Origin of the sequence: Chitinophaga vietnamensis (assembly GCF_902167635.1) — a bacterium.
Taxonomy (GTDB): domain Bacteria; phylum Bacteroidota; class Bacteroidia; order Chitinophagales; family Chitinophagaceae; genus Chitinophaga; species Chitinophaga vietnamensis.
In genome coordinates this window covers 314,569-336,811 of the sequence record NZ_CABHMS010000006.1, presented here as the reverse complement: position 1 = coordinate 336,811, position 22,243 = coordinate 314,569, and the positions used below count along the sequence as shown (strand labels likewise).

Here is a 22,243-nt window from a genome sequence, read left to right as displayed (position 1 = left end):
TAAACTTGTGTATGTTCCGCACCATACGGCCACATCCTGCTCTCGCTACCTGGGTAGATGCCTTCTGGGCATCAGCACCGGAACGGCTGTCTACCAATCGCATCCTGCCCGATACCTGCGCTGATATTATTTTCAATGCAGGGCAACATACTTTCAATGCCTGTCCTGAAAAAATGCGCATAGCGCCCGGCAACGCTTTTGTTGCCGGCACCATGACCCGCTTTCAGGACCTGGTACACCGGCCACAATGCATCATGATCGGTATCCGGTTTTTGCCGGGTGGCCTGAATGCCTTTACCCGCCTGCCTTTGCAAGAGATCACAGATGACATGGTATTACTACGGGATGTAACAACAAAATGGGAAGCGAAGTTGGCGCCGGTATTGTCCAGCGGGAAGAGTATGGAAGAGAAGATACAATATATTGAACATTTCCTGTTGCAGCATTTACCATCCGCCAATGTGATACACCAGCGCATCAATGCCACGATAACGCATATACGTAGTACCGCCGGCACGGCGCCTATAGACGATCTTGCTGCAATGGCATGTATGAGCAGGCGGCATTATGAACGGTGTTTTCTGCAACATACCGGTGTAAGTCCGAAAATGTTTTCACGTACGGTGAGGTTCCTGGCGGTGCGGCAGCAATTGAAACAAGGCCGTCATCAAACATTACTGGAACTGGCGCTGGATAATGGTTTCTACGATCATTCACATCTTACCCGCGAATTTACTGCCTTTGCGGGCTACACGCCGCAATCGCTGGTGATATCATAAATAGGCGCACAACCCCTCCGGAAGCTCCATGAGCGCAAAGAGGTTGTGCTGCCGTAATAAGATTATTGTTCTTTATCCTGCATACCAAATATCAGCACCAGCTTTCCGTTTTTGTACAGGTTCAGTGTTTGATCAGCTACATCATACCTGAATGTTTGTTGGCTGATCGTATGCAGAAACGCTTGTTCCCTTTGCATGATGCCTGGCTCGGGGCAGGCCATGCGGGTAGTAGCGCCCATATTGAAAGTGATAGTGTTCTTAATGGTTTTGTAAGCGCCGGTAACATTGTTGCAACCGCTTTTGCCATGGTAGCGGCCAGTCCTGGTGTCAAACTCCAGCCAGGTGCGGGAATCGCTATAAGTAGAATCGCCCATTTTGATCAATGCCCATCTTTTGCCCGCGATGAATGCCCATTGGTCGGGCTGTGCGGCATCCAGTTTGAAAGACAGCACTACTTTTTTCCCCTGGTAAAAATTCAGTGTCTCACCCACCTGTTTATAGGTATAGGTGCGATCGCCGATCGCTTTGTGGAATTGGTTTTCGTTGTCCATATCCTGTTGATCAGGGCAGGCCATCATGGTGCTCATACCCATTTTCAGGGTGATGCTGTTGCCCTTGGAGGTATAAGCGCCGCCAAGACCATTACAGCCGCCATGGCCATGGTACTGGTTTGTAGCCGGATCAAACTGGATCCATATCAGTGATTTGTTGAGTTTCTTCCCATTCATCTCCACTAATGTCCATTTTTTATCAGCGGAGAGTGGAGAGCCGGACTGGGCGCTCACTTTCTTTTTCTGCAATATTTTTCTGAGCGTATATTTTACGGAAGGCGCATCGGCCGGAGGATTTTTGATATCGGTAACACTAACGAGCAGTTTATAGCGGTAGCCCGGTACATATTTAAATCCGTTGATGTTGGTGTATAAATTGCTCCATGCGGTATCTTTTTCACCCTTTACCTGTAAGCACTCCATGGGAGCTACTCCTGTGCAGGGCTCCTTGGATTCTTTCACGTACATGATCTGTGTTTTGGGGGGCTGTTTTTTTTGTACCGGCGTAACCACGGTAGCCGCCAGTGCGATAGCTAATTTGAATAACATAAAATATAGATTTAAAACATATTAACAACAAATAGAGCGTTAGGGTTCTATTTTTGTTACAACCGCCCCAGTTTACAAAAACGCTGCCAAGTGTTATTCCTGCGGAAGGATACAGGCGATAGGGTAATCGTATAAAACCGCTACAGGCTTGCCTTTCACCTTGCCGGGGTTCCATTTGGGCATCAGCTTCACTATGCGGATGCCTTCCTGCTCTAATGCATTAGGGTTTTCACTGATCTTGCCGGAGGGGCTGATCGCTTTAATGTTCGTTAAGGAGCCATCAGCCTCTACTACAAAGGAAAGGTGCAGGCGGGTGGATAAACCGTTTGTTATATAGAAAGATGGTATATGAAAATTTTTTGTTAAGAATTTCAGCAGGGCCTCTTCGCCGCCGGGATAGGAAGGTAAAATATCAGCGAGGGTATATATGGGGCGGATGGTTTGATAGGCGGGCGCCGGCTGTGAAGCGCCTGCGGGCGCAATATTGGCGGCAGGGCGTTGCACCTTACAGCCGATGATGGCCGACAAGCATAACAGGTACAGGGCAGCGACGCGATGTATCATTGAAATTTCGTGTATTCCTGGCCGTTAAAATACTTCTTTCTGGTCAACGAGCGATTTTTTTTCTCGCAAAGGCGCAGAGGAGCAAAGCAGCGAGGTTATAACTTCGCTGCTTTGCTCCTCTGCGCCTTTGCGAGAAAAATCCGCTATAATGCGCCCAGTCTTTCCACGATGGAAGTATAGTAGGCGAATTTATTCTTCCCCGGCAGGGTCACAACAGTAACATCATTGGCCTTTAGCAGGTCCAGCTTGAATTTGGCGGCTTGCATATATTCTTCCGGGATGTAGTAGAAGATCTCGTTGGGAATAGAGATATTCTTGTGATGGAACTTCTGCCTGGCCCGATAGGTGAGCAGCCACCAGAGGTCTGTTTCCACGAAGTCGAGCGAGAGCCCGAAGATGTGAACGTCCTTGGTGAAGAAGAAGTCGATCCACGAATGTTCGTACACTTGTTTGGCATGGATGCGGCGCAGCAGGGAAGCTTTAGGCACTTCTTTGTTGGAATAGAAAGTGCCGCTCACGACGTAGTTGCGCATCAGCTGTAACTGGCCGCCATAGTGCTCAAAGCCGAGATTGATACTCATCGGGTTGAGGCAGTCGCCATGAATATGCCAGTAATTAATATCATCCATGCGGTATCGCCGGAATATGCTATAGAACTTTTCGTTGATCAGACTGGTGTTTTCATAGGGGGTACGGCCTTCCAGTGTAAACTCATAATTGGTAGTGAGTATGTGCGCCGGCTTTAATGCCCGGATCGCAGCATGGATGCCGTTTCCACGTATCTCCGCTGTTTTGCTGGCGATAAATGATTTCAGGTCTCTTTCTCTTATTTTCAATCTCCGTATAGCCGTCAGGAATATTTCTTCGTACAGTAACGGAAATGGTTTCTTATCGTCGAGGATAACGCTGTCGCCGGCATGACAAAAGGTGATGATATCCTGCAACAGGTCTTTCCAGCTTTGTCCTTTGGAGATGTTGTTGATGTCATTTCCAATTAACAGGATGAGGTTTTTCATAGTAGGCTTGGCTTTTAAGGGTGGATAAATCGGAAGGTCAGGTTAATCCTTTCCGCTGTTTGTTTGCTCGTTTTGGGCACCTGGTGTTCCCAATAATGTTGCAGCGCGCCTTTCATAATCAGCAGGGAGCCATGCTGCAATAACATCTCATGTTTCAGGTGATGGTCACTTTTATATCGTAATAAAAAGCGGCGGGTTGCGCCAAAATTAACAGAAGCAATCACAGGGTGTTGGCCCAATTCCGGCTCTTCATCTGCATGCCATCCCATCGAATCGTTACCATTGCGGTAAAGATTTAACAGCACACTGTTGAACATACTGCCAGCCACCGGGGTGATACGGTCACGGATCTGCAACAGCGCCGGGGTCCACGCATGCGGCACAAACGTATTGCCTGAAAAACGGTAGGAAGTAGCTGCATCGCCATACCAGGCCATCAGCCGCGGAAACAGCACTTCTTTGCCATATATCCGCATGGATTCCTGCTTCCAGGCTATCGTATCTCTCAGTGTGTACAGTAATTGATCGCGCTCCGTAGCATTGAAGAAGCACGGATAGTAAACAAGTGTTCCGTTGGGTAATGTTATCTCATTACCAGCATTCTCCTCCTCAAAAAATCTTCCCTGCAAGCTCATAGCGTAAAGTTCGTACAGCGCTACGCAATGTATTTAGCATTGACTTAGGTTATTAAAATTATTTTCCGTCTTTCCATGCCCACAAGTAACGGCAAGCGTGTGTGCGATAGGGTGACCATCGGGCCGAGATCTCCTGTAACTGTTGCTGGAAGCGCTTTTTGTCGGTACTGTCCAGCTTGTATAATTTGATCATTGCCTGTTGCACATTCAGGTCGCCGGCAGAAAAAACATCTTCCCTGCCCAGATAAAATATCAACAACATCTCTACTGTCCATCTGCCTACTCCCTTGATCCGGGTGAGATAAGCGATCACCTCATCATCTTTCATCTTCTTCAAACGGGCATCTGTCAGCTTTTCGTCGATCACAAAGCGGGCAACATTATGTACGTAAGTAACTTTGGCATTCGACAAACCAATGCCGCGGAGGGTGGCCGCCGGCGTATCCACGATCTGCTGCGGCGTTGGTTCCTGGTTATCATAAAGGGCGAGAAAACGGGCGTAGATCACCTCTGCCACGCGGGTAGACAGCTGCTGCGACATGATGGAGGCGATCAGCTTCAGCGCAATATTTTTTCGTACGGGCAGCTCCGTTAGTGGTCCCGCAATGAGCTTACCCAACTTTTTGTCTTTGCTGAGGTGCACCGTATAATGAACGGTTGCCGGGGTGTTGGAAGATCTTGGCATAAGATGCAATTTAAAAAATTACGCTACATCTACCCACACCCCTTATCGCAGCGGTCAATAGCTGAATGGCTGGGCATATACCACCTGCAGGATGGTTTGTCCTACGGCCTGTAATGTTCTTTTGTCAATCACGCTCATGTTATCGTTCTGCGTGTGCCAGTGCGGCGCAAAATTACCGCTTGGCTGCCAGGCGATGATATCGAAAGTGGGGATATTCGCCATGGTGTTCACATAGATATGATCGTCGGTGATGAAGGAGCCATAATCTTCATACCGGAAGAAATCGGAGTATCCGAGCTTATTGCCCGCATCCCAGAACATTTTCATCGGGGCGGCGGCATATTGCCTGGAAGAGCCTTCCATATAAAATTGCGAACCGCGGCCGCCCACCATATCCAGCAGGATGCCATAGTTGGCTTTATAGCCCGGCACATGCGGATTTTTAGCCCAATACTGTGTACCCAGGCAGAAAGTGTTTTCCTGTGAAGGCACGCCATAATCTTCCACATCTACCAACAGGATATCGATCCCCGCTTCCGGTTTCTGCTGATGGAACTGGCGGGCCGCTTCCATCAATACGCCTACGCCGCTGGCGCCATCATCAGCGCCATCGAGCTTTTTCGTTTTGTCGAAAGCATCTTCATCGGCCCAGGGGCGTGTATCCCAGTGGGAGAGCAGCAGCACGCGCTGTTTGGCGGCCGGGTTGAAACTCGCGATGATATTGATACAGGGGAGATGTTCCTTTTTAGGGCCTGTAACGGTGGTGCGCTGCACATAAACGGTATCGGCCCACTGACGCAGTTTGCTGATCATCCAGTCGGCACATTTCTGTTGTGCCGGCGTGTTCGGTATCCTTGGCCCGAAGCTCACCTGCTGTGCAGTGTAAGCATAGGCGGAATCGGCCTGGAACGCGGGTACCGGCGTTTCTATTTTAGCCACCTTGCTGGCCCCGGTGCTGTCGGCCGAATGATCTTCAGTCTTGTTGTTTTGACAAGCGCCGGCTACGAGAGCCAGCGCTGTAAGGAATAGCAGTGCTTTACGCATTATCTTCGGTTAATTAGCTTTATTGAATGCTGTAAGAAACGGAACCGTCTTTTTCGTCTTTCAGCTGAATACCTACAGACAATAATTCATTCCGGATCTTGTCGGAAGTAGCATAATCCTTCCGGGCCTTGGCCTCTTTGCGCATGGTGATCAACATCTGCAATACGCCATCCAGCTTGCTTTCGTCGTTGCCAAGCGTTTCCATTTTTACGCCCAGGATATCTACCAGGTAGGTTTTCCAGGTGTATTGGAGCAGTTGGAAAGTATCTTCACTGATCTCGTGCATTTTTATCTGTCCGCCTTTCAGGGAATTGATCACCGGTGTAAGCTCGAACAGGTTGGCCAGCACTTTAGCCGTGTTGAAATCGTCGTTCATGAACTCGGGTATTTCCACGCACCACTGACGCACCTGTTTGTCGAGTTCTTCGTTCACACCTTGTCCATTGCCGCTCCAGGAGAGCTTTTGCAGCGTTTCGTAGGCGGCCCACATGCGTTGTAATCCTTTCTCGGTGGCTTGCAGGGCTTCGTTGGAGAAGTCGAGCGTGCCTCGGTAATGCGTTTGCAATACGAAGAAGCGGATGGTCATCGGGCTGTAGGCCTTGTCCAGCTGCGGGTTTTCGCCGGTGAACATTTCGGTGAGCTTGATGGTATTACCGTACGACTTACCCATCTTGCGGCCGTTGATGGTGATCATATTATTGTGCATCCAGTAGCGGGCCATCAGTTCGCCGTGGGCGATCTCGCTCTGTGCGATCTCGCACTCGTGGTGCGGGAACTGGAGGTCCATACCGCCGCCGTGGATATCGAACTGGGTACCGAGATATTTGGCGCTCATTGCGGAGCACTCGATATGCCATCCCGGGAAACCCTCGCCCCAAGGGCTTGGCCAGCGCATGATGTGTTCCGGCGGCGCTTTTTTCCAGAGGGCGAAATCGGCTTTGTTATGTTTTTCGTCCTGGCCTTCCAGTTCGCGGGTGGTTTCGAGCATATCTTCCAGCACACGACCGCTGAGGATACCGTAATCGTAGCTGGCGGCGTATTTCTTCACGTCAAAATAAACGCTTCCATCTACTTCGTAGGCATATCCTTTCTCCATGATCTTTTTGATCATTTCTATCTGCTCAATGATATGCCCGGTGGCAGTGGGTTCTATGCTGGGCTCGAGGTTGCCGAACTGCAACATGGCCCAGTGATACAGGTTGGTATACTTCTGTACCAGCTCCATCGGCTCGAGTTTCTCGAGTACGGCGCCTTTGGATATTTTATCTTCTGCTGCGCGACCTTCTTCTTCAAAGTGGCCGGCATCGGTGATATTACGTACGTAGCGTACTTTATAACCCAGAAATTGCAGGTAACGGTATACCACATCAAAGGTGATATAGGGGCGGGCGTGGCCCAGGTGTGATTCGCCCGATACGGTGGGGCCGCACACATACATGCCTACGTGGCCAGGATGCAGGGGGGTAAATACTTCTTTCTGACGGTGTAATGAGTTGTATATTCTGAGTTCTGACATATGCTGTAATTAACGGAAATTTATCCGGCGCCCTGCTGTCGGACGTCGGGGTGGCAAAGATAAATATTGTTTCTGTCGCAAGTTAAATTCAGGCAACAACATCGGTCAGACATCAAGATATTTAAAATTTTCATAATGATTACAAGGTTTATTTATTTACTTCTACTTCGGCGCGGCCATTGCCGGTGATGCTGAGATTGGCCATTACAGGGTAGTGGTCCGACAGGTCGGAGTTGATCTTCCTGAAACTATTCACTTTAAAATCAGTGCTCGCAAAAATATAGTCGATCCGCAGCGTGGGCGCCAGCCCGGCAAAGGTACGGCCTATGCCCCATCCTTTTTGCAGGAAAGCGTCCTGCAGGCCGCCTTTGATCGTAAAATATGTATAGGATGCGGGCGTATCGTTAAAGTCGCCGCAAACGATCACCGGGTAAGGGCTCTGGCGGATGAAGTCACCCACAATATCGGCCTGTTGGCTGCGACGTATATACGCTTCCCGCATTTTTTGCACGATACTTTTAGTGGCCACCAGGCCGGTATCTTCCTGGTTCTTGATCTTCCTGATCGCATTATAATCCTTTTCGTTGAAACGATAAGATTCCAGGTGCATATTTACAATACGGATCGTATCTTCTTCCCGTACAATATCTGCATAGATCAGGCTTTCGCTCAGCGGTCCCACGCTCATCTTTACTTTATCAGATGCGATGATCGGATATTTTGAGTAGATGATAGAGCCCCAGTGCTGCATGCCATTACGATTAAAATCACTGGAGAAAAAACGATAGGGGAGATTCATCTCTTTGGAGATGTCTTCCCGGTTATTGAAATCATTTTTTCTTTCCGCCGTATAAAAATCCTGGAAGCAGGCGATATCGGGTTCCTGTTTTTTGATGAGCGCAAACATAGCCTGCCGGTTGTATTTACTGTCGCGTTCCCTGTAAAGCCCGAACTGGCTTACGTTGTAGCTCATCACCGTAATAGTGGCATCCGGCGGCCCCGGCTTGTTACCGGAAGGCATGTTAAAGGCGATAAAAGCGTTGATCGATTTCCAGCCCAACAACATGGCGATAAACGACAGCAGCGCATATTTGTAATTAAAGAACAGCCAGCCTATCAGGAAAATCACCAGCAATCCCAGCAAAAAGGGAAAAGCCAGCGTGAGAAAGCTGATCGGCCAGAACCATGCCGGCGATACGTACGGCGCCAGGCAGGCTCCCAGGAAAAGTAATACCACGGCGAAGTTGATGATCAGAAAAAATCCCTTCGTAAAAAGTCTTAAAAATCGCACCGCGTATGCACTTTGTTGAACCAATAAAGTTAATGTTTTTTCAAAGACAGGCGGGCCATTACCGGGAAATGCTCTGACCGGGGCACCTTTAACACCTGGCAGGCATGCACGTAAAACCGCTCCTGTGGCAGGATGTAGTCGATCCGCAGGGTTGGGGAAAGATAAGAAAGGGTACGTCCCCAGCCCGCGCATCTTTGCAGGAAGGCATCTTGTAAATGTGCGCTCACAGTGCGGTAGGTAAATGATACCGGCGTATCATTGAAGTCGCCGCAAACGATTACGGGGTAAGGACTTGCGGTAGCCAGCGCTGCCAGCTGCCGCGCCTGCGCCGCACGCTGGCTAAAGGTATGGCGCATCTTCATCAGCAGCGCAGTGAAGCCTCCCGTGTCTGTAATGCCCTGCCGGCGCAGGGTGTATAGTTCCTTGAAGTCACTACGGGTAAACATATACGAAGTTAGCTGCCCGGAGATCACCCGGATGGTATCGGCGCCTATACGAAGATCGGCCAGCAGGAAGCTGCTGCCGCTGCCGGCTGCACTAAAGCCGCAGGCTACCTTTTCCGCTTTCACCACAGGATAGCGCGAAAAAAGAATGATACCATAATGCCAGGTGTCCCAATGCGATTTATCGCAGGTGAAATAGTGCCATGGATAATCGCCTGCCAGCCGGATGCTGTCGATATTATTGGCGAGTGCGGGATTGTCGTTTGTATAGAACTCCTGCAGGCACAGCACATCGGGCGAGGCGGCCCTCACGGCGGCATACACCTGGTTGCGCACCGGCGCCACATCCTGATAGTGGAGCAGCCCCATACTGCTGGTGTTATAGGTCATCAGCGTAAACTGGCTGCTATCGGCCTTTTGCTGCACATCATTGCGTTGGAAGAAATGGATGCCCCAGGTATGTAATGCAGGGCCTGCGCACAGTAAGGTAGCCGCCAGCGAGATCAGATAATATTTCTTTTTGTACAATACCCACAATGGAATGAACAACAACGCCAGCAGGAACAAGGGCGGAAAGAACATGCCTGCAAACCCTGCAATCCAGTACTGGCCGGGGTTCAGGAAGGTAAGGAAAGCGCTGGCGGAGAGCAACAGTGCCAGCAGCACATTACTCCATAGGAAAAGGGAACGGATAAAAACCAACATGTGGTTAAATTACAAATAAGACATTAAAAAAAATCCCCCGCACTGGCGGGGGATTTTTTTAATTATCTGATTTACTGGCTCTGAGGAGTGTTTCCTTTTCCTCGGAAGTGAGCGAGGAGAGCCCGTTTTCATTGATCTTGTCAAGTATTTCGTTGATCTTTGATTCCGGCACGTTGCCTACTTTTTTAAAGGGAGGCGTTTCTGTATTAGTGCCCGGCGTTTTTTTTACTTCCGCAGGGTTCACCTGCTGATCAGCAGGGTGAAAAACGTGTGTGAGCTTGAAGGTAAGCCTGTTGAAGCCGCCGCCCCAATCATTGCCTTTTTTCCACTGCTGCATATAGATGAAGCCTGCCAGCGCGCTGCCAGCCAGCAGCGGGAGGTAAGTGATGCCATTGGCCGAAGAAAGATGTGTGCCTATTGAAAGGCCGGCAAATACCAGGGTGATCACCCACAGCGGAATACCGCCGCCAGCGAGCAAAGGGAAGATGCGGTAACGGGGGGCGATGGAAGTAACGCCTATCGCGATGGCCATTACGCTGCCGGAGGCGCCCAGCGACACGCTATTGGCTGCAGTGGCGTGAAAGGCAGGGATGAACTGCATGCCGAGCACATAAAAAATATTACCAACGAAGCCGCCAAAAAGATAGAGCGGCACAATGCGCTGATAGCCTGCCAGGTGCTGCATCAGCGTACCGAAACACCACAGCCACACCATATTACTGAACACCTGCCATACGCCGATGTGAGTGAATAACGAGGTAAGCAGCGTCCATGGCCGGCGGAGCACCAGTGAGGCCTCGCCAGGCACCTGCAACCAGGTCATAATATCCTGATGGAAACGCGGCTCACCAACGTTCTCCATCAGATATATCACCAATGTAAAGAACAGGAAAATAAAAATGGTGAGGTTGATGACCAGTAATTGCGTTACCATATTCCTTCCTTCTCCTAAAGAGAGGTTGGGTAGTTTCTCTTTTTCCAGGGCATGCATGGTACTAATATTTTTCAATACAAATTTACGGCTTAATACTTCGTGTCAATAAAAATTCGTTCTGTTCCGGCTCCACTTCTTCAACAACAGGTAAGCAAAAAGCGCGCCTCCCAGGTGGGCAAAGTGCGCTACGTTATCACCGGCAGAGTTCTGAAGGCCCGCCCATAGCTCCATAACGATCAGGAAGCCCACAAAATATTTTGCTTTTACGGGGATCATGAAGTAGAGGTAGATATAAGTATTGGCGAAGAGATAACCGAAAGCGAAGAGGATGCCATATACCGCGCCGGAAGCGCCGAGGGTAGCGCCGTTGCGGTATTTGCTGATGAATTCGTGTACTGCCAGCTTGGCGATCTCAATAGCTTTTTCATTCGGCGGATTCTCCGACAGGCCAGCTTTCAGCCCTTCGAGGTTGAACATCTCGCTGAGGTGGTACCTGTTGTCCAGCACTACAAAATTGCTAAAGGAAGGATCGGTATAGAAGGCATGTGCATCGCGGGTGAGGTGTATGTTCTCATAAGTGAGCACGCCCATGTGGCACAGCGCCGCGCCTACACCGCAAACCATATAGAAAACGAGGAAACGCTTGGGCCCCCAGAGGTTTTCCAGGGTAGCGCCAAACATCCACAGCGTGAACATATTGAAAGCAAGGTGCAGGATATTCGATGGGTCATGCATGAACAGGTGCGTCACAAACTGGTAAGGTTTGAACAGGTCCGACCCCCAGTAATGCAGGGCAAACAGGTTGCTGAGATCGTATCCGAACTTCAATAAGGTGATCTCCAATAGCCATACAAGGCCATTTATGATCAGGAGGTTTTTGATCACCAGAGGCAAAAACTGAAATCTACCGGGCCTGTACTCGTTCATTGTTGCTGACTTGATTATTTATTGGCTCTTTTTTTAAGCAATACCACATTTTCTATATGATGGGTATGCGGGAACATATCTACGGGTTGCACCTTTTCCACGGTGTACAGCGGGTCCAGCAAAGCCAGGTCCCTGGCCTGTGTGGCGGGGTTGCAACTAACATATACAATTTTGGGCGCCGCTATTTCCAGGAGTTTGTTCACCAGTTTTTCGTGCATCCCTGCCCGTGGGGGATCGGTGATCACCACATCAGGCTGCCCGTGATGAGCAAAGAAATCATCATTACAAATATCTACCACATCGCCTGCAAAAAACTCGGCATTGGTAACATTATTCATGGCGGCATTTTCTTTGGCATCGTCAATGGCTTCTTTGATCAGCTCAATGCCCACTACTTTGCGGGCCTTGCGAGATACGAAGATGCCGATGCTGCCGGTGCCGCAGTAAAGATCGTATACAATTTCCGAACCACTGAGTTCTGCAAAGTCGCGGGTGACTTTGTATAACACTTCTCCCTGGTAAGTGTTCGTCTGGAAGAAAGATTTAGGTCCGATCTTGAAAACAAAATCTTCCAGCTTCTCTTCTGCGTAACCTTTGCCGAAGTAGGTCCTGGGTTCCAGGTCGAAGATGGAATCATTTTTTTTCGGGTTGATGGTATACAGCAGGGTGGTGATGGCCGGTACCGTTTGGAGGAGATGGTCCAGCAACGCTACCCTGTTGGCTTTGTCTTCATGATGTATCACCAGGTTTACCATGATCTCGCCGGTGGTGCAGAGGCGTACCACCAGGTTACGCAGCCAGCCTTCCTGCAGGCGGATATCGTAAAACGAGAGCTCGTGCCGGATGGCATATTCACGGATGGTGTTGCGGATCAGGTTCACCGGCTCCTGCATCAGGTAGCAGGTGTCGATGTCCAGTACTTTATCAAAGAGCTTGGGTACGTGGAAGCCCAGCGCCGGTTTTACCGGGATAAGCCCGTCGTTGGCCCTGATCTCCTCATTGGTGAGGTATGCTTTATTGCTGAAAGTAAATTCGAGCTTGTTGCGGTAATGCTCCGTATGGGCCGAACCCAGTATGGGGCTCATTTTCGGCAGCTGCAACTTGCCGATACGTTGCAGGTGGTCGGCTACCTGTTGTTGTTTGTATTCCAGCTGAAGGGAGTAGGGCAGCATCTGCCACTTACATCCGCCGCAAACGCCGAAATGCTGGCAAAAGGGCTGCACACGCTTTTCTGAATAGGAGTGGAAGTGCACGGCCTTTCCTTCTGCCCAGTCTTTCTTATTTTTACTCAGCCTTACGTCTACCACATCTCCTGGTACTACGCCGCCTTCTATAAAAATGACCTTGCCGTCTTGCCGGGCCAGCGCTTTACCTTCTGCCGCATAGGCAGTTACAGGTACGTTTTCTAAAACAACATTTTTTTTCCTCACGGCTGCAAAGGTAATTGGATTTGCGCATTTAGAAATTCCGGGATTTGGTTATTTTGTTAGAGTTGTGCCTTATTTTTACAATCCCTTACTGATATCCTATGCGCAAACTTTTCTTACTGCTGATTACCACACTTTGCTTACAGTTGCACCTGCAGGCCCAGGGCTACCAGGTGACCGTGAAGCTGAAAAATTTCCGGGGCGGGAAATTGTTCCTCGGCAATTATATGGGCAAAAATACCTACCTCACCGATTCTGCTGATATCAGCCCGGCTGGCGTGGCGGTGCTGAAAGGCCAGAACCCGCTGATGGCGGGCATCTACCTGATCGTATTGCCCGACAAACAACGATATATCGAAACACTGATAGATAAAAAACAGGTATTTGAAGTGTCAATAGATACTTCCGACCTGATCACCAAAACCACCTACAAAAACTCTCCCGACAATGAGCTGTTCCTGGCTTATAACCGTTTCCTCTATCAGCAGGAAGGCGCCAACAAGGCCATTATGCAGCAGCTGAGAGCCGCTAAAACGGCTGACGACTCCGCCAAAGTATTGCCGCAGCAACAGGAGCTGATGAAAAAGATCCAGCAGTTCCGTAACGAAATGACCAGCCAGCACCCGGGCACCATCCTCGCTACGATCTTCCGGAGCATGAAAGAGCCGGAAGTGCCGAAACAGCCTACAGGAGAGGATTCCACCTTTGCCTACCGCTATTTCAAAGCACATTACTGGGACGAGGTAGACCTCGACAATGAACGACTGGTAAGGACGCCTATCCTCGAAGGAAAACTCAAAAAGTACTTCACCCAGTTAGTACTGAATACGCCGGACTCCATCATTGCCGACTGTGATGCCCTCATTGCCCGCACCCGCAAAAACAAAGAGACCTTCAAATACGTGCTGTGGTGGCTCACCTATAACTACGAAACCTCTCCCTACATGGGCATGGACGCGGTTTTTGTGCACCTGGTGGAAAAATATTACGTGCCGGGAGAAGCCTACTGGCTCTCCGATGAGCAGCTCAACAAGATTGTGAACCGGGCCTATGCCATTGCTCCTAACTTGATCGGCCAGCAGGCTGCTCCGCTTGAATTGCAGGATACTGCGGCCAAGCCGGTTTCTCTTTATAAAACACAGGCAAAGTACACAGTCCTTGTTTTTTGGGATCCCACCTGCGGCCACTGTAAGGTGGAGCTGCCCCGTCTCGATTCGGCCTTCAAGGCCAGCTGGAAAAACAAGGGGGTGGCTATGATCGGCATTAAAACAGAAGGCACCCGGGAAGAATGGCTGCATTTCATCGAGGAGCATCACCTCAGCGGTTGGGTGCATGCCTGGGACCCGCAATCGTCCAGCAATTACCGCCGCCTCTATGATGTTTACAGTACGCCGGTGGTGTACCTGCTCGATGAAAAGAAGCGGATCGTTGCAAAAAGGCTGGCAATGGAACAGCTGAATGAGTTCCTGGATAAGCAAACAGAAAAGGATAAATCGGCCAAATTGTAGAGAATGTAATAATTTTTCATCTTGTTAATGGTTGATGATCATCTTCTTATGTTATTTTAACAATCTTTTGGCATAGTCTTTGGATTTCGCCGGTCGGACCAAAAACAAGGTATATGTCTAAAAAGAAGATGATCCTCTCCATTGCAGCGATGTGTATTTCCTTTGCGGCGATGTCTCAGGCCCGCCTGGGTATTAAGGGCGGTCTGAACCTGTCTACCATCACTGTCAACAATTCCGGCGATGTTGATAAAAACCAGATATTACCGGGTTTCCATGCCGGCTTGGTAGCCGATCTGCCGCTGGTGCCCCGGATACTGTCGTTCCAGCCAGGCGTTTTTTATAGTACCAAGGGGTCTAAATTAGAATCAGGCGATCCAAACAATCCAACTATCACCAATCCATACACGAAGATCAGCACTAACCCATCTTACATAGAAGTTCCATTGAATTTTGTAGGCAAGCTGCCTTTGGGTGGCAATACCAGCCTCTTTGCAGGTATCGGCCCTTACGTGGCCTTTGGGGTGGCGGGTAAGAACAAGGTAGACTTCAAAACCGCTGCCAATACCACCATCAGCACTTCTACCAATATTAAATGGGACGACGATACTCCTTTCAATTCTGGTGACCCTAACAAGGGTTACGACAAAATGAAACGCTTCGACTGGGGTGGTAACCTGATGTTGGGCGCGGAGATCAACAACTTTATCGTATCCGCTCAATACGGGCTGGGCTTCGGAAAGCTCCGTTCCGGTACGGATAACAGTACCGACGACAAGGGCAAGAACCGTGTTTTGAGCTTTTCTGTGGGCTATCTGTTTGGCGGAAAGTAATGCCTGACGAGAACAAATCATAATCGATTTTGTATATAGAGTCAGGCAAGTAAAAACAGGCTGTTTATTAGTAATCAATAAAACCGGGAAGAGGGCTACAACGCCTGTTGGCTCTGTTCCCTAAAATCAAACCTCATCAAATGAAAAAGTTATTATTATCTGCTGCAGCATTACTGGTAGCTAGTATTTCCTTTGGCCAGGCCAAATGGGGCATTGTAGCAGGACCTAATTTTTCCAGCGTTACTTACAAGAACCTGACCCTCAACAGTGGTAAGGAAACCAGTAAACTCATTACTAACCTGAGAGCAGGTGTTACGGTGGATATTCCGTTGGCAGACGAATTCTTTATCGGTACCGGCTTGCTGTATGAAGGCAAGGGTGGTAAATTCAAGAATTCAGATCTTAAGCTGACCACTTCCTATCTGCAACTGCCGATCAATTTTATGTTCAAGCCGGAAGTAGGTAATGGCAGGCTGGTATTGGCTGCCGGACCTTACATCGCATATGGCGTAGGTGGTAAATTTAAAAACACCGGTGGAAACGACGTAAATGCGTTCGATGATGCTGCCGGACCACTGAAACAAAAACGTTTTGATGCCGGCGCCGGTATCAACATTGGTTATGAAATGCCTATGGGCCTGTATTTCGGACTGAATACAGACCTCGGCCTTGTAAACCAGATGGATAATACAGACAATGGCAGAAGCCTGAAAAACACCTCCTTTGGTGTTTCTATCGGATATAAGTTCAGCGGCAGATAATCCTGCTACATGAACTTCTTGTTATGTTTTTAGAAAAAGACTGCCTATTTTTGGGCAGTCTTATTATTTTTATACCCTGAAGCTTTACCTCAAATAATTCGTTAGTTCGGTACATATCCTGATAGCAGTAACCAGAAAAATCCTGATCAATCGAGATCACAATGAAATATCTTGTCATTTTTGTCGTGGCCTTACTTGCCGCAGCCTCTGTTAGCGCCCAGGTCAGCCTTGGAGTAAAAGGCGGTTATGTCAACTCAAATATTGAATTGAACCAATCCGGTGGCACCGGTTCGCCTAAAAATGCCAGTGCGTTGGACAACTGGCTGGCGGGCGTTTATTTTGATGTGCCCTTGTATAAGCAATTATATCTTCAGCCGGGATTGAACTATATCAACAAGGGCGCTAAGTTGTCCGGTGAAGAAACGGCCGCACCGAATGCTTTCACTGCGGGTTTAACCAAATTGAAGCTGCATTACCTGGAGCTGCCGGTCAATGTCGTATATATGATCCCGTTAGGCAGCAGCCGCCTGGCGCTGGGTGGCGGGCCTTATGCCGCCTATTGTGTAAAAGGGCGTTACGACCTCACGGTTTACAACAGCGGAAAGCAATTACAAACCAATTCCCGCGACGTGGACTTCAGCAGTACCGGCCCTAATGTCTCCTCTTCTAATTTCCAGCTGCAACGTTGGGATGTTGGCGTGAATGTGATGGCCAGCCTCGAACTGAGCAGGTATGTGACCATCGGCGCCAACTATAGCTGGGGGCTGCTGGATATCGACAAAACATCGCAGGCCAGCATGAAAAATCAATACCTGGGCCTTACCCTGGGTTTCATCTTTAACAGGGAAGACTGGTAATCATCTCCCCAGGCCGCTTTATCATATTGATCCCTCCGCGAGAGCGGGGGGATTTTTTATTTTTTTTAAAACGCATAGGGGAGTAGTTATTTCCAGGCGTCTTATTAGTGATAGTGGCCAACAAATCACTGGCCGCCATCATTGGACAGTTAAATTAAAAGTGTGACAGTTATAGGGATATGCCACTATGTATCTACATGATGGCATTTTTTATATGAAAGAAAGCAAAAAAGGGAAAGACATTCGTCCTTCCCTTCCTTAATATTTAGCTATTTGATTATTTAATTATTTGATTATTGGTGCGAATGGCCAATAATCAAATAACTAAATAATCAAATAATCAAATCTACACAATGGCTTCTACGGCCGTTCTGATCACTTTGGGTTTGCCGAGTGTATAATAGTGTAATACCGGTACGCCAAAGGTTTTCAATTCTTTGGACTGGGCGATCAGCCATTCAGTTCCTACCTGTTCTACTTCCTTGTCTGTTTTGCATTTCAGTATTTCTGTAGAGAGATCTGTGGGGATATCTACATGGAAGATCCTGGGGAGGATGGTGAGTTGTTTCTTGGACGTGAGCGGTTTGAGCCCCGGGATGATAGGCACGGTGATGCCCATTTCGCGGCACTTTTTCACGAAATCGAAAAATTTCTGGTTGTCGAAGAACATCTGGGTAACGATGTAGTCGGCTCCATTTTCCACTTTACGTTTGAGGTGGCTCATATCTGTTTGCATATTGGGCGCCTCGAAATGTTTTTCGGGGTAGCCGGCTACGCCGATGCAGAAATTAGTCTTAACGCCGCTCTGGAGGTCGTTTTCGAGGTAGATGCCATTGTTCATATTGACCACCTGGTCGAGCAGGTCGATCGCATAGCTATGGCCATGAGGGTCGGGCTCGAAGAACGTTTCATTTTTAGGAGCGTCGCCGCGCAGTACGAGCACATTGTCGATACCGAGGAAGTTGAGGTCGATGAGCGCATTTTCCGTTTCTTCCCGGCTAAAGCCGCCACAGATAAGGTGAGGCACGGCATCAACGGTATAGTGGTTCATGATGGCGGCGCAAATGCCTACGGTACCTGGGCGCTTGCGGATCTCCACTTTATCGAAAGAGCCATCAGCCTTCTTCTTGAACATATGCTCACTGCGGTGATAGGTAACATTGATGAAGGCTGGCTTGAATTCCATCAGCGGGTCGAGGTGCTCGTAGATGGACTCAATGCTCTTTCCCTTCAGCGGGGGAAGTATCTCGAAAGAGATCAACGTATCCTTGGCCTGGGCAATATGCTCCGTTACTTTCATGACTAAAAATTATGCGGGCAAAAATAACATATCCCCGGATTAAAAATAACTATAACTAGGCCAAGTGAATGAAATGTTTAATTTTGCTAAGTTTGATCATATGGCATTAAGAATACATACAGACCAGCTGGTAAAGCGCTATGGGAACAGAACGGTGGTAAATCACGTATCTGTAGAGGTGTCGCAGGGCGAGATCGTGGGGCTGCTGGGCCCTAACGGTGCAGGGAAAACCACTTCTTTTTATATGGTGGTAGGGCTTATCAAGCCAGATGAAGGCAATGTGTACCTCAACGACCTGAATATTACCAAGCTGCCTATGTATAAAAGGGCCAAGATGGGGATCGGTTATTTGCCGCAGGAAGCCTCCGTTTTCCGGAAACTCAGTGTGGAAGACAATATCGCCGCTGTACTGGAAATGACCAACCTTAAAAAGGCCGAACAGAAAGAGAAGCTCGAAAGCCTTCTGAGCGAGTTCCGCCTGCAACACGTGCGTAAAAGCCCCGGCGATGTGCTCAGTGGTGGTGAACGCCGCCGTACCGAAATTGCCCGCGCGCTCGCCGTAGACCCCAAATTCATCTTGCTGGATGAGCCTTTCGCCGGTATCGACCCGATCGCAGTGGAAGATATCCAATCTATTGTAGCTAAACTGAAATATAAAAATATAGGTATCCTCATCACGGATCACAATGTGCAGGAAACCCTGTCGATCACTGACCGCGCATATTTATTGTTTGAGGGAAAAATCCTGAAGTCCGGTTCGGCAGAAGAGCTGGCGGAGGATGAACAGGTAAGAAAAGTGTATCTTGGCCAGAATTTCATCCTGCGCCGTAAAAATTACCTGGACGAAGCAGCTAAACAATAAAAATTATTCTACAGTATCCTATATGAGAATTTTAAGTCCTGCAATATCACAACTGGCCCGATTACGTATGGGGCGTATTGCGCATTTCATGCAATACCCTGTACAAGTGCAACAGCAGGTATTCCAGAACCTTATCAGTGCCGCCCAGTATACGGAGTTCGGCAAGCAGTATGGTTTTTCGAAGATCTACAAGATCGATGAATACAAACAAAGGGTGCCGGTACATACCTATGATACCATTAAGCCTTATATACAGCGCGTAATGGAAGGACAACAAAACATCCTCTGGAACACGCCTATCAAATGGTTTGCAAAATCGAGCGGCACCACGGCAGATAAAAGTAAATTCATCCCGGTAACGGTGGAAAGCCTCGATGAGTGCCACTACCGCTCCGGCCGCGATGTAATATCACTCTACTATAATAACTTTCCGGACTCTGACCTCCTCACCGGTAAATCACTGGTGATAGGCGGCAGCCACCAGGTGAACAAGCTCTCGGAAGACAGCGATTCCTACTTCGGGGATCTCAGTGCCGTGATGTTGCAGAACATGCCCTTCTATGGCAACATGATCCGCACACCCGATCTCTCGATCGCACTGATGGACGAATGGGAAGAGAAGATAGAACGCATGGCCAATGCGGTGATCCATGAAAATGTGACCAACATTGCCGGCGTGCCCACCTGGACGATCGTCCTCATCAAACGTATCTTTGAGCTCACCGGTACGGATAACCTCGCCGATGTGTGGCCCAATATAGAACTCTACATGCATGGCGGCGTGAGCTTTACGCCCTACCGCGAACAGTTTAAAAAACTGATCCGCAAGCCGCTGATGTATTACCAGGAGACTTACAACGCCTCCGAAGGCTTCTTTGCCGCACAGGATGTAGTGGGCGAAGAAGGCCTGCTGCTCTTCCTCAACCATGGCATCTTCTATGAATTTATGCCGATGGAGGAACTGGGCAAAGAAAATCCGCGCACCCTGCAGCTGCAGGAAGTGGAGCTGGGCAAGAACTACGCCCTGGTGATCAGCACCAATGGCGGCTTGTGGCGATATATTGTGGGAGACACTATCCAGTTTGTATCGCTGACGCCTTTCAGGATCAAAGTGAGCGGTCGCACCAAATCATTCATCAATGCATTTGGCGAAGAAGTGATCGTGGAAAATTCTGATACTGCGGTAGCCCGCGCCAGCGAAGCCACCGGCGCTGTGGTGAACGACTATACCGCCGCCCCGGTGTACTTCAGCGACGAAGGCAATGGCGGCCATGAGTGGCTGGTGGAATTTGATGTGATGCCGGATGATCTCCATAAATTCACAACAGTACTCGATAGCACACTGAAGTCCATCAACTCGGATTACGAAGCCAAGCGGCATAAAGATATTGCGTTGCGCATGCCGGTGATACATGTGCTGCCCAGGGGCACCTTCTGCGAGTTCCTGAAGAGCAAAGGCAAGCTGGGCGGCCAACACAAAGTACCCAGATTAAATAACGACCGCAACTACCTGGAAGAGATACTGCGTTTTGCGGCCACAGAAATGAATGCTTAATTAACCTATCAACTATAACATGAAATTACTGGAGAACAAAGTAGCGATTGTAACTGGCGCCAGCCGTGGTATTGGAGAAGCGATTGCACTGAAATTTGCTGAACAAGGCGCCAATGTGGCTTTCACATACGTGAGCTCTGATGAGAAAGCAAAGATCATGGAAGAAAAGCTCAGTGCCCTGGGCGTAAAGGCCAAGGCGTACAAATCCAATGCGGGCGACTACGAACAGAGCGAAACACTGGTAGCAGAAGTGTTGAAAGAATTTGGCAAGATCGATATCTGTGTGAACAATGCAGGTATCTCCAAAGACAACCTGCTGCTGCGCATGAGCCAGGACCAGTGGGATGATGTGATGAACATCAACCTGAAGAGCGTGTACAATATGACCAAACATGTGATCCGCCCGATGATGAAGGCAAAGAGCGGCTCCATTATCAATATGAGCTCCGTGATCGGTATCATGGGAAATGCCGGCCAGAGCAGCTATGCGGCCTCCAAAGCCGGTATCATCGGCTTCACCAAATCCATCGCACAGGAAATGGGCAGCCGTAACATCCGCTGTAATGCAGTAGCGCCGGGCTTTATCGAAACCGATATGACCAGCTACCTGAAAGATGGCGATGGCGCAGCTAACTACATTGCTAAAATTCCGCTGGCCCGCTTCGGTACGCCGGAAGATATCGCCAATGTATGCCTGTTCCTCGCCTCTGATATGAGCGCCTACGTTACCGGCCAAACAATCAGCGCCTGTGGCGGCCTGTGTATGTAGTGATAATATAATACCAGCTATATAAAAACGCGGACCGTTGCCGGTCCGCGTTTTTTATTCATGGTAAGTTGTCGTATCTTTTCGCCACAGTGAACATTGGAGGAAACGATCTCAAATATTAAACTTGACTACCGCCAGCTACCGGCCTTTGAATCTTTATTCAAAAGGTACTATGACCCGCTGTGCGCTCATGCTTTCGACTTTGTAAACCGGCGTGACCTGGCAGAGGAGATTGTACAAGATACCTTCCTGAAAATATGGGAACGCTTCGATGATCTCCGTATTGAAGTATCTGAAAAAGCTTATCTCTATCGTGCGGTACAAAACAATTGTCTCAACCTCATCAAGCAGGAGCGGGTGAAGGCCCGCTATGGCAGCGATCTGCTGGAGCAGATGGAATCGAGGATACACCTGATGGGCATGCCGGCAGATCATTCGCCGGAAGAGAAGATGGTGAACAATGAGCTGGAATTGCTGGCAGAAAAGGCGATCCGCAAACTGCCGCCGCAATGCCAGGATGTGTTCCGCCTCAGCAGGTTTGAACAACTGAGCTACCCTGAAATCTCGCGCCACCTGGGCATCTCCGTCAATACGGTTAAAACGCAAATGACCCGCGCCCTGCAAAAACTCCGGGATGAGTTACTACCTTTTTTACGTCCGGACCAATCAATCAAAAAATAACGAAATCAAAAAATCAAAAAATTTCCCCGGGCTTTGTCACCCTGTTGGTCAATG

The 22,243-nt window shown here is 49.0% G+C and carries 22 protein-coding genes; 9 read left to right on the top strand and 13 right to left on the bottom strand.

The window, feature by feature from the left end; genetic code table 11:
* The first annotated feature begins 11 nt into the window (after nucleotides 1–11).
* On the top strand, nucleotides 12–779 hold the full coding sequence (locus tag FPG75_RS17950) for an AraC family transcriptional regulator (RefSeq protein WP_143308474.1): 768 nt from the start codon (nucleotides 12–14) through the stop codon (nucleotides 777–779).
* Nucleotides 780–841: 62 nt separating this feature from the next.
* On the opposite strand, the gene FPG75_RS17945 is transcribed toward FPG75_RS17950, so the two are convergent.
* The 12 genes from FPG75_RS17945 to rlmD all read right to left on the bottom strand — a co-directional run bounded on the left by FPG75_RS17945 (nucleotide 842) and on the right by rlmD (nucleotide 13,069).
* On the bottom strand, nucleotides 842–1,879 hold the full coding sequence (locus FPG75_RS17945; protein WP_143308472.1) for an META domain-containing protein: 1,038 nt from the start codon (nucleotides 1,877–1,879) through the stop codon (nucleotides 842–844).
* A gap of 93 nt (nucleotides 1,880–1,972) precedes the next feature.
* The gene (locus FPG75_RS17940) at nucleotides 1,973–2,443 is read right to left on the bottom strand and encodes an energy transducer TonB (RefSeq protein ID WP_143308470.1); all 471 of its coding nucleotides are present in this window, start codon (nucleotides 2,441–2,443) and stop codon (nucleotides 1,973–1,975) included.
* Between the two features lie 143 nt (nucleotides 2,444–2,586).
* Nucleotides 2,587–3,459 (bottom strand): hypothetical protein, encoded by an 873-nt coding sequence (locus FPG75_RS17935; protein ID WP_143308468.1) that lies wholly within the window; start codon nucleotides 3,457–3,459, stop codon nucleotides 2,587–2,589.
* 14 nt (nucleotides 3,460–3,473) lie between these two features.
* Nucleotides 3,474–4,094 carry an alpha-ketoglutarate-dependent dioxygenase AlkB family protein gene (locus FPG75_RS17930; protein ID WP_143308466.1) on the bottom strand — a complete coding sequence of 207 codons (621 nt, stop codon included), beginning with the start codon at nucleotides 4,092–4,094 and terminating at the stop codon, nucleotides 3,474–3,476.
* Nucleotides 4,095–4,152: 58 nt separating this feature from the next.
* Nucleotides 4,153–4,779 carry a DNA-3-methyladenine glycosylase family protein gene (locus FPG75_RS17925; RefSeq protein ID WP_143308464.1) on the bottom strand — a complete coding sequence of 209 codons (627 nt, stop codon included), beginning with the start codon at nucleotides 4,777–4,779 and terminating at the stop codon, nucleotides 4,153–4,155.
* Between the two features lie 54 nt (nucleotides 4,780–4,833).
* The gene (locus tag FPG75_RS17920) at nucleotides 4,834–5,823 is read right to left on the bottom strand and encodes a M28 family peptidase (RefSeq protein ID WP_143308461.1); all 990 of its coding nucleotides are present in this window, start codon (nucleotides 5,821–5,823) and stop codon (nucleotides 4,834–4,836) included.
* A gap of 19 nt (nucleotides 5,824–5,842) precedes the next feature.
* Nucleotides 5,843–7,339, bottom strand: a complete 1,497-nt coding sequence (cysS, locus tag FPG75_RS17915; RefSeq protein WP_143308459.1) for a cysteine--tRNA ligase — start codon at nucleotides 7,337–7,339, stop codon at nucleotides 5,843–5,845.
* 148 nt (nucleotides 7,340–7,487) lie between these two features.
* Nucleotides 7,488–8,630 (bottom strand): endonuclease/exonuclease/phosphatase family protein, encoded by a 1,143-nt coding sequence (locus FPG75_RS17910; protein ID WP_143308457.1) that lies wholly within the window; start codon nucleotides 8,628–8,630, stop codon nucleotides 7,488–7,490.
* A gap of 29 nt (nucleotides 8,631–8,659) precedes the next feature.
* Complete coding sequence (locus FPG75_RS17905; protein WP_143308455.1) at nucleotides 8,660–9,778, bottom strand: endonuclease/exonuclease/phosphatase family protein; 1,119 nt, start codon at nucleotides 9,776–9,778, stop codon at nucleotides 8,660–8,662.
* 58 nt (nucleotides 9,779–9,836) lie between these two features.
* On the bottom strand, nucleotides 9,837–10,769 hold the full coding sequence (locus tag FPG75_RS17900; RefSeq protein WP_143308453.1) for a rhomboid family intramembrane serine protease: 933 nt from the start codon (nucleotides 10,767–10,769) through the stop codon (nucleotides 9,837–9,839).
* Nucleotides 10,770–10,814: 45 nt separating this feature from the next.
* A complete protein-coding gene (locus tag FPG75_RS17895; RefSeq protein WP_143308451.1) occupies nucleotides 10,815–11,639 on the bottom strand; it encodes a rhomboid family intramembrane serine protease in 825 nt (274 codons plus the stop codon).
* A gap of 14 nt (nucleotides 11,640–11,653) precedes the next feature.
* A complete protein-coding gene (gene rlmD, locus FPG75_RS17890; protein WP_143308450.1) occupies nucleotides 11,654–13,069 on the bottom strand; it encodes a 23S rRNA (uracil(1939)-C(5))-methyltransferase RlmD in 1,416 nt (471 codons plus the stop codon).
* 98 nt (nucleotides 13,070–13,167) lie between these two features.
* Here rlmD and FPG75_RS17885 point away from each other — a divergent pair, with 98 nt between their 5' ends.
* From FPG75_RS17885 to FPG75_RS17870, 4 genes are all read left to right on the top strand, one after another.
* Nucleotides 13,168–14,574: a redoxin domain-containing protein gene (locus tag FPG75_RS17885; protein WP_143308448.1), complete on the top strand. Its 1,407-nt coding sequence runs from the start codon at nucleotides 13,168–13,170 to the stop codon at nucleotides 14,572–14,574.
* A gap of 113 nt (nucleotides 14,575–14,687) precedes the next feature.
* Complete coding sequence (locus FPG75_RS17880; protein ID WP_143308446.1) at nucleotides 14,688–15,404, top strand: porin family protein; 717 nt, start codon at nucleotides 14,688–14,690, stop codon at nucleotides 15,402–15,404.
* Nucleotides 15,405–15,544: 140 nt separating this feature from the next.
* On the top strand, nucleotides 15,545–16,165 hold the full coding sequence (locus FPG75_RS17875; protein ID WP_143308444.1) for a porin family protein: 621 nt from the start codon (nucleotides 15,545–15,547) through the stop codon (nucleotides 16,163–16,165).
* Between the two features lie 161 nt (nucleotides 16,166–16,326).
* Nucleotides 16,327–17,022, top strand: coding sequence for a porin family protein (locus FPG75_RS17870; RefSeq protein WP_143308442.1), 696 nt, complete (start codon nucleotides 16,327–16,329; stop codon nucleotides 17,020–17,022).
* Between the two features lie 346 nt (nucleotides 17,023–17,368).
* Here FPG75_RS17870 and metF read toward each other — a convergent pair whose 3' ends face one another.
* Entirely contained in the window at nucleotides 17,369–18,322 is a 954-nt protein-coding gene (gene metF / locus FPG75_RS17865; RefSeq protein ID WP_143308440.1) for a methylenetetrahydrofolate reductase [NAD(P)H], read from the bottom strand.
* Nucleotides 18,323–18,422: 100 nt separating this feature from the next.
* On the opposite strand from metF, the gene lptB reads away from it, so the two are divergent.
* The 4 genes from lptB to FPG75_RS17845 all read left to right on the top strand — a co-directional run bounded on the left by lptB (nucleotide 18,423) and on the right by FPG75_RS17845 (nucleotide 22,189).
* A complete protein-coding gene (gene lptB, locus FPG75_RS17860; protein ID WP_143308438.1) occupies nucleotides 18,423–19,184 on the top strand; it encodes an LPS export ABC transporter ATP-binding protein in 762 nt (253 codons plus the stop codon).
* A gap of 22 nt (nucleotides 19,185–19,206) precedes the next feature.
* Nucleotides 19,207–20,739 (top strand): GH3 auxin-responsive promoter family protein, encoded by a 1,533-nt coding sequence (locus FPG75_RS17855; protein ID WP_143308436.1) that lies wholly within the window; start codon nucleotides 19,207–19,209, stop codon nucleotides 20,737–20,739.
* A 19-nt stretch (nucleotides 20,740–20,758) separates the two neighbouring features.
* On the top strand, nucleotides 20,759–21,508 hold the full coding sequence (gene fabG, locus FPG75_RS17850) for a 3-oxoacyl-[acyl-carrier-protein] reductase (protein ID WP_143308434.1): 750 nt from the start codon (nucleotides 20,759–20,761) through the stop codon (nucleotides 21,506–21,508).
* A 96-nt stretch (nucleotides 21,509–21,604) separates the two neighbouring features.
* Nucleotides 21,605–22,189, top strand: a complete 585-nt coding sequence (locus FPG75_RS17845) for an RNA polymerase sigma-70 factor (protein ID WP_143308432.1) — start codon at nucleotides 21,605–21,607, stop codon at nucleotides 22,187–22,189.
* Nucleotides 22,190–22,243: the final 54 nt, after the last annotated feature.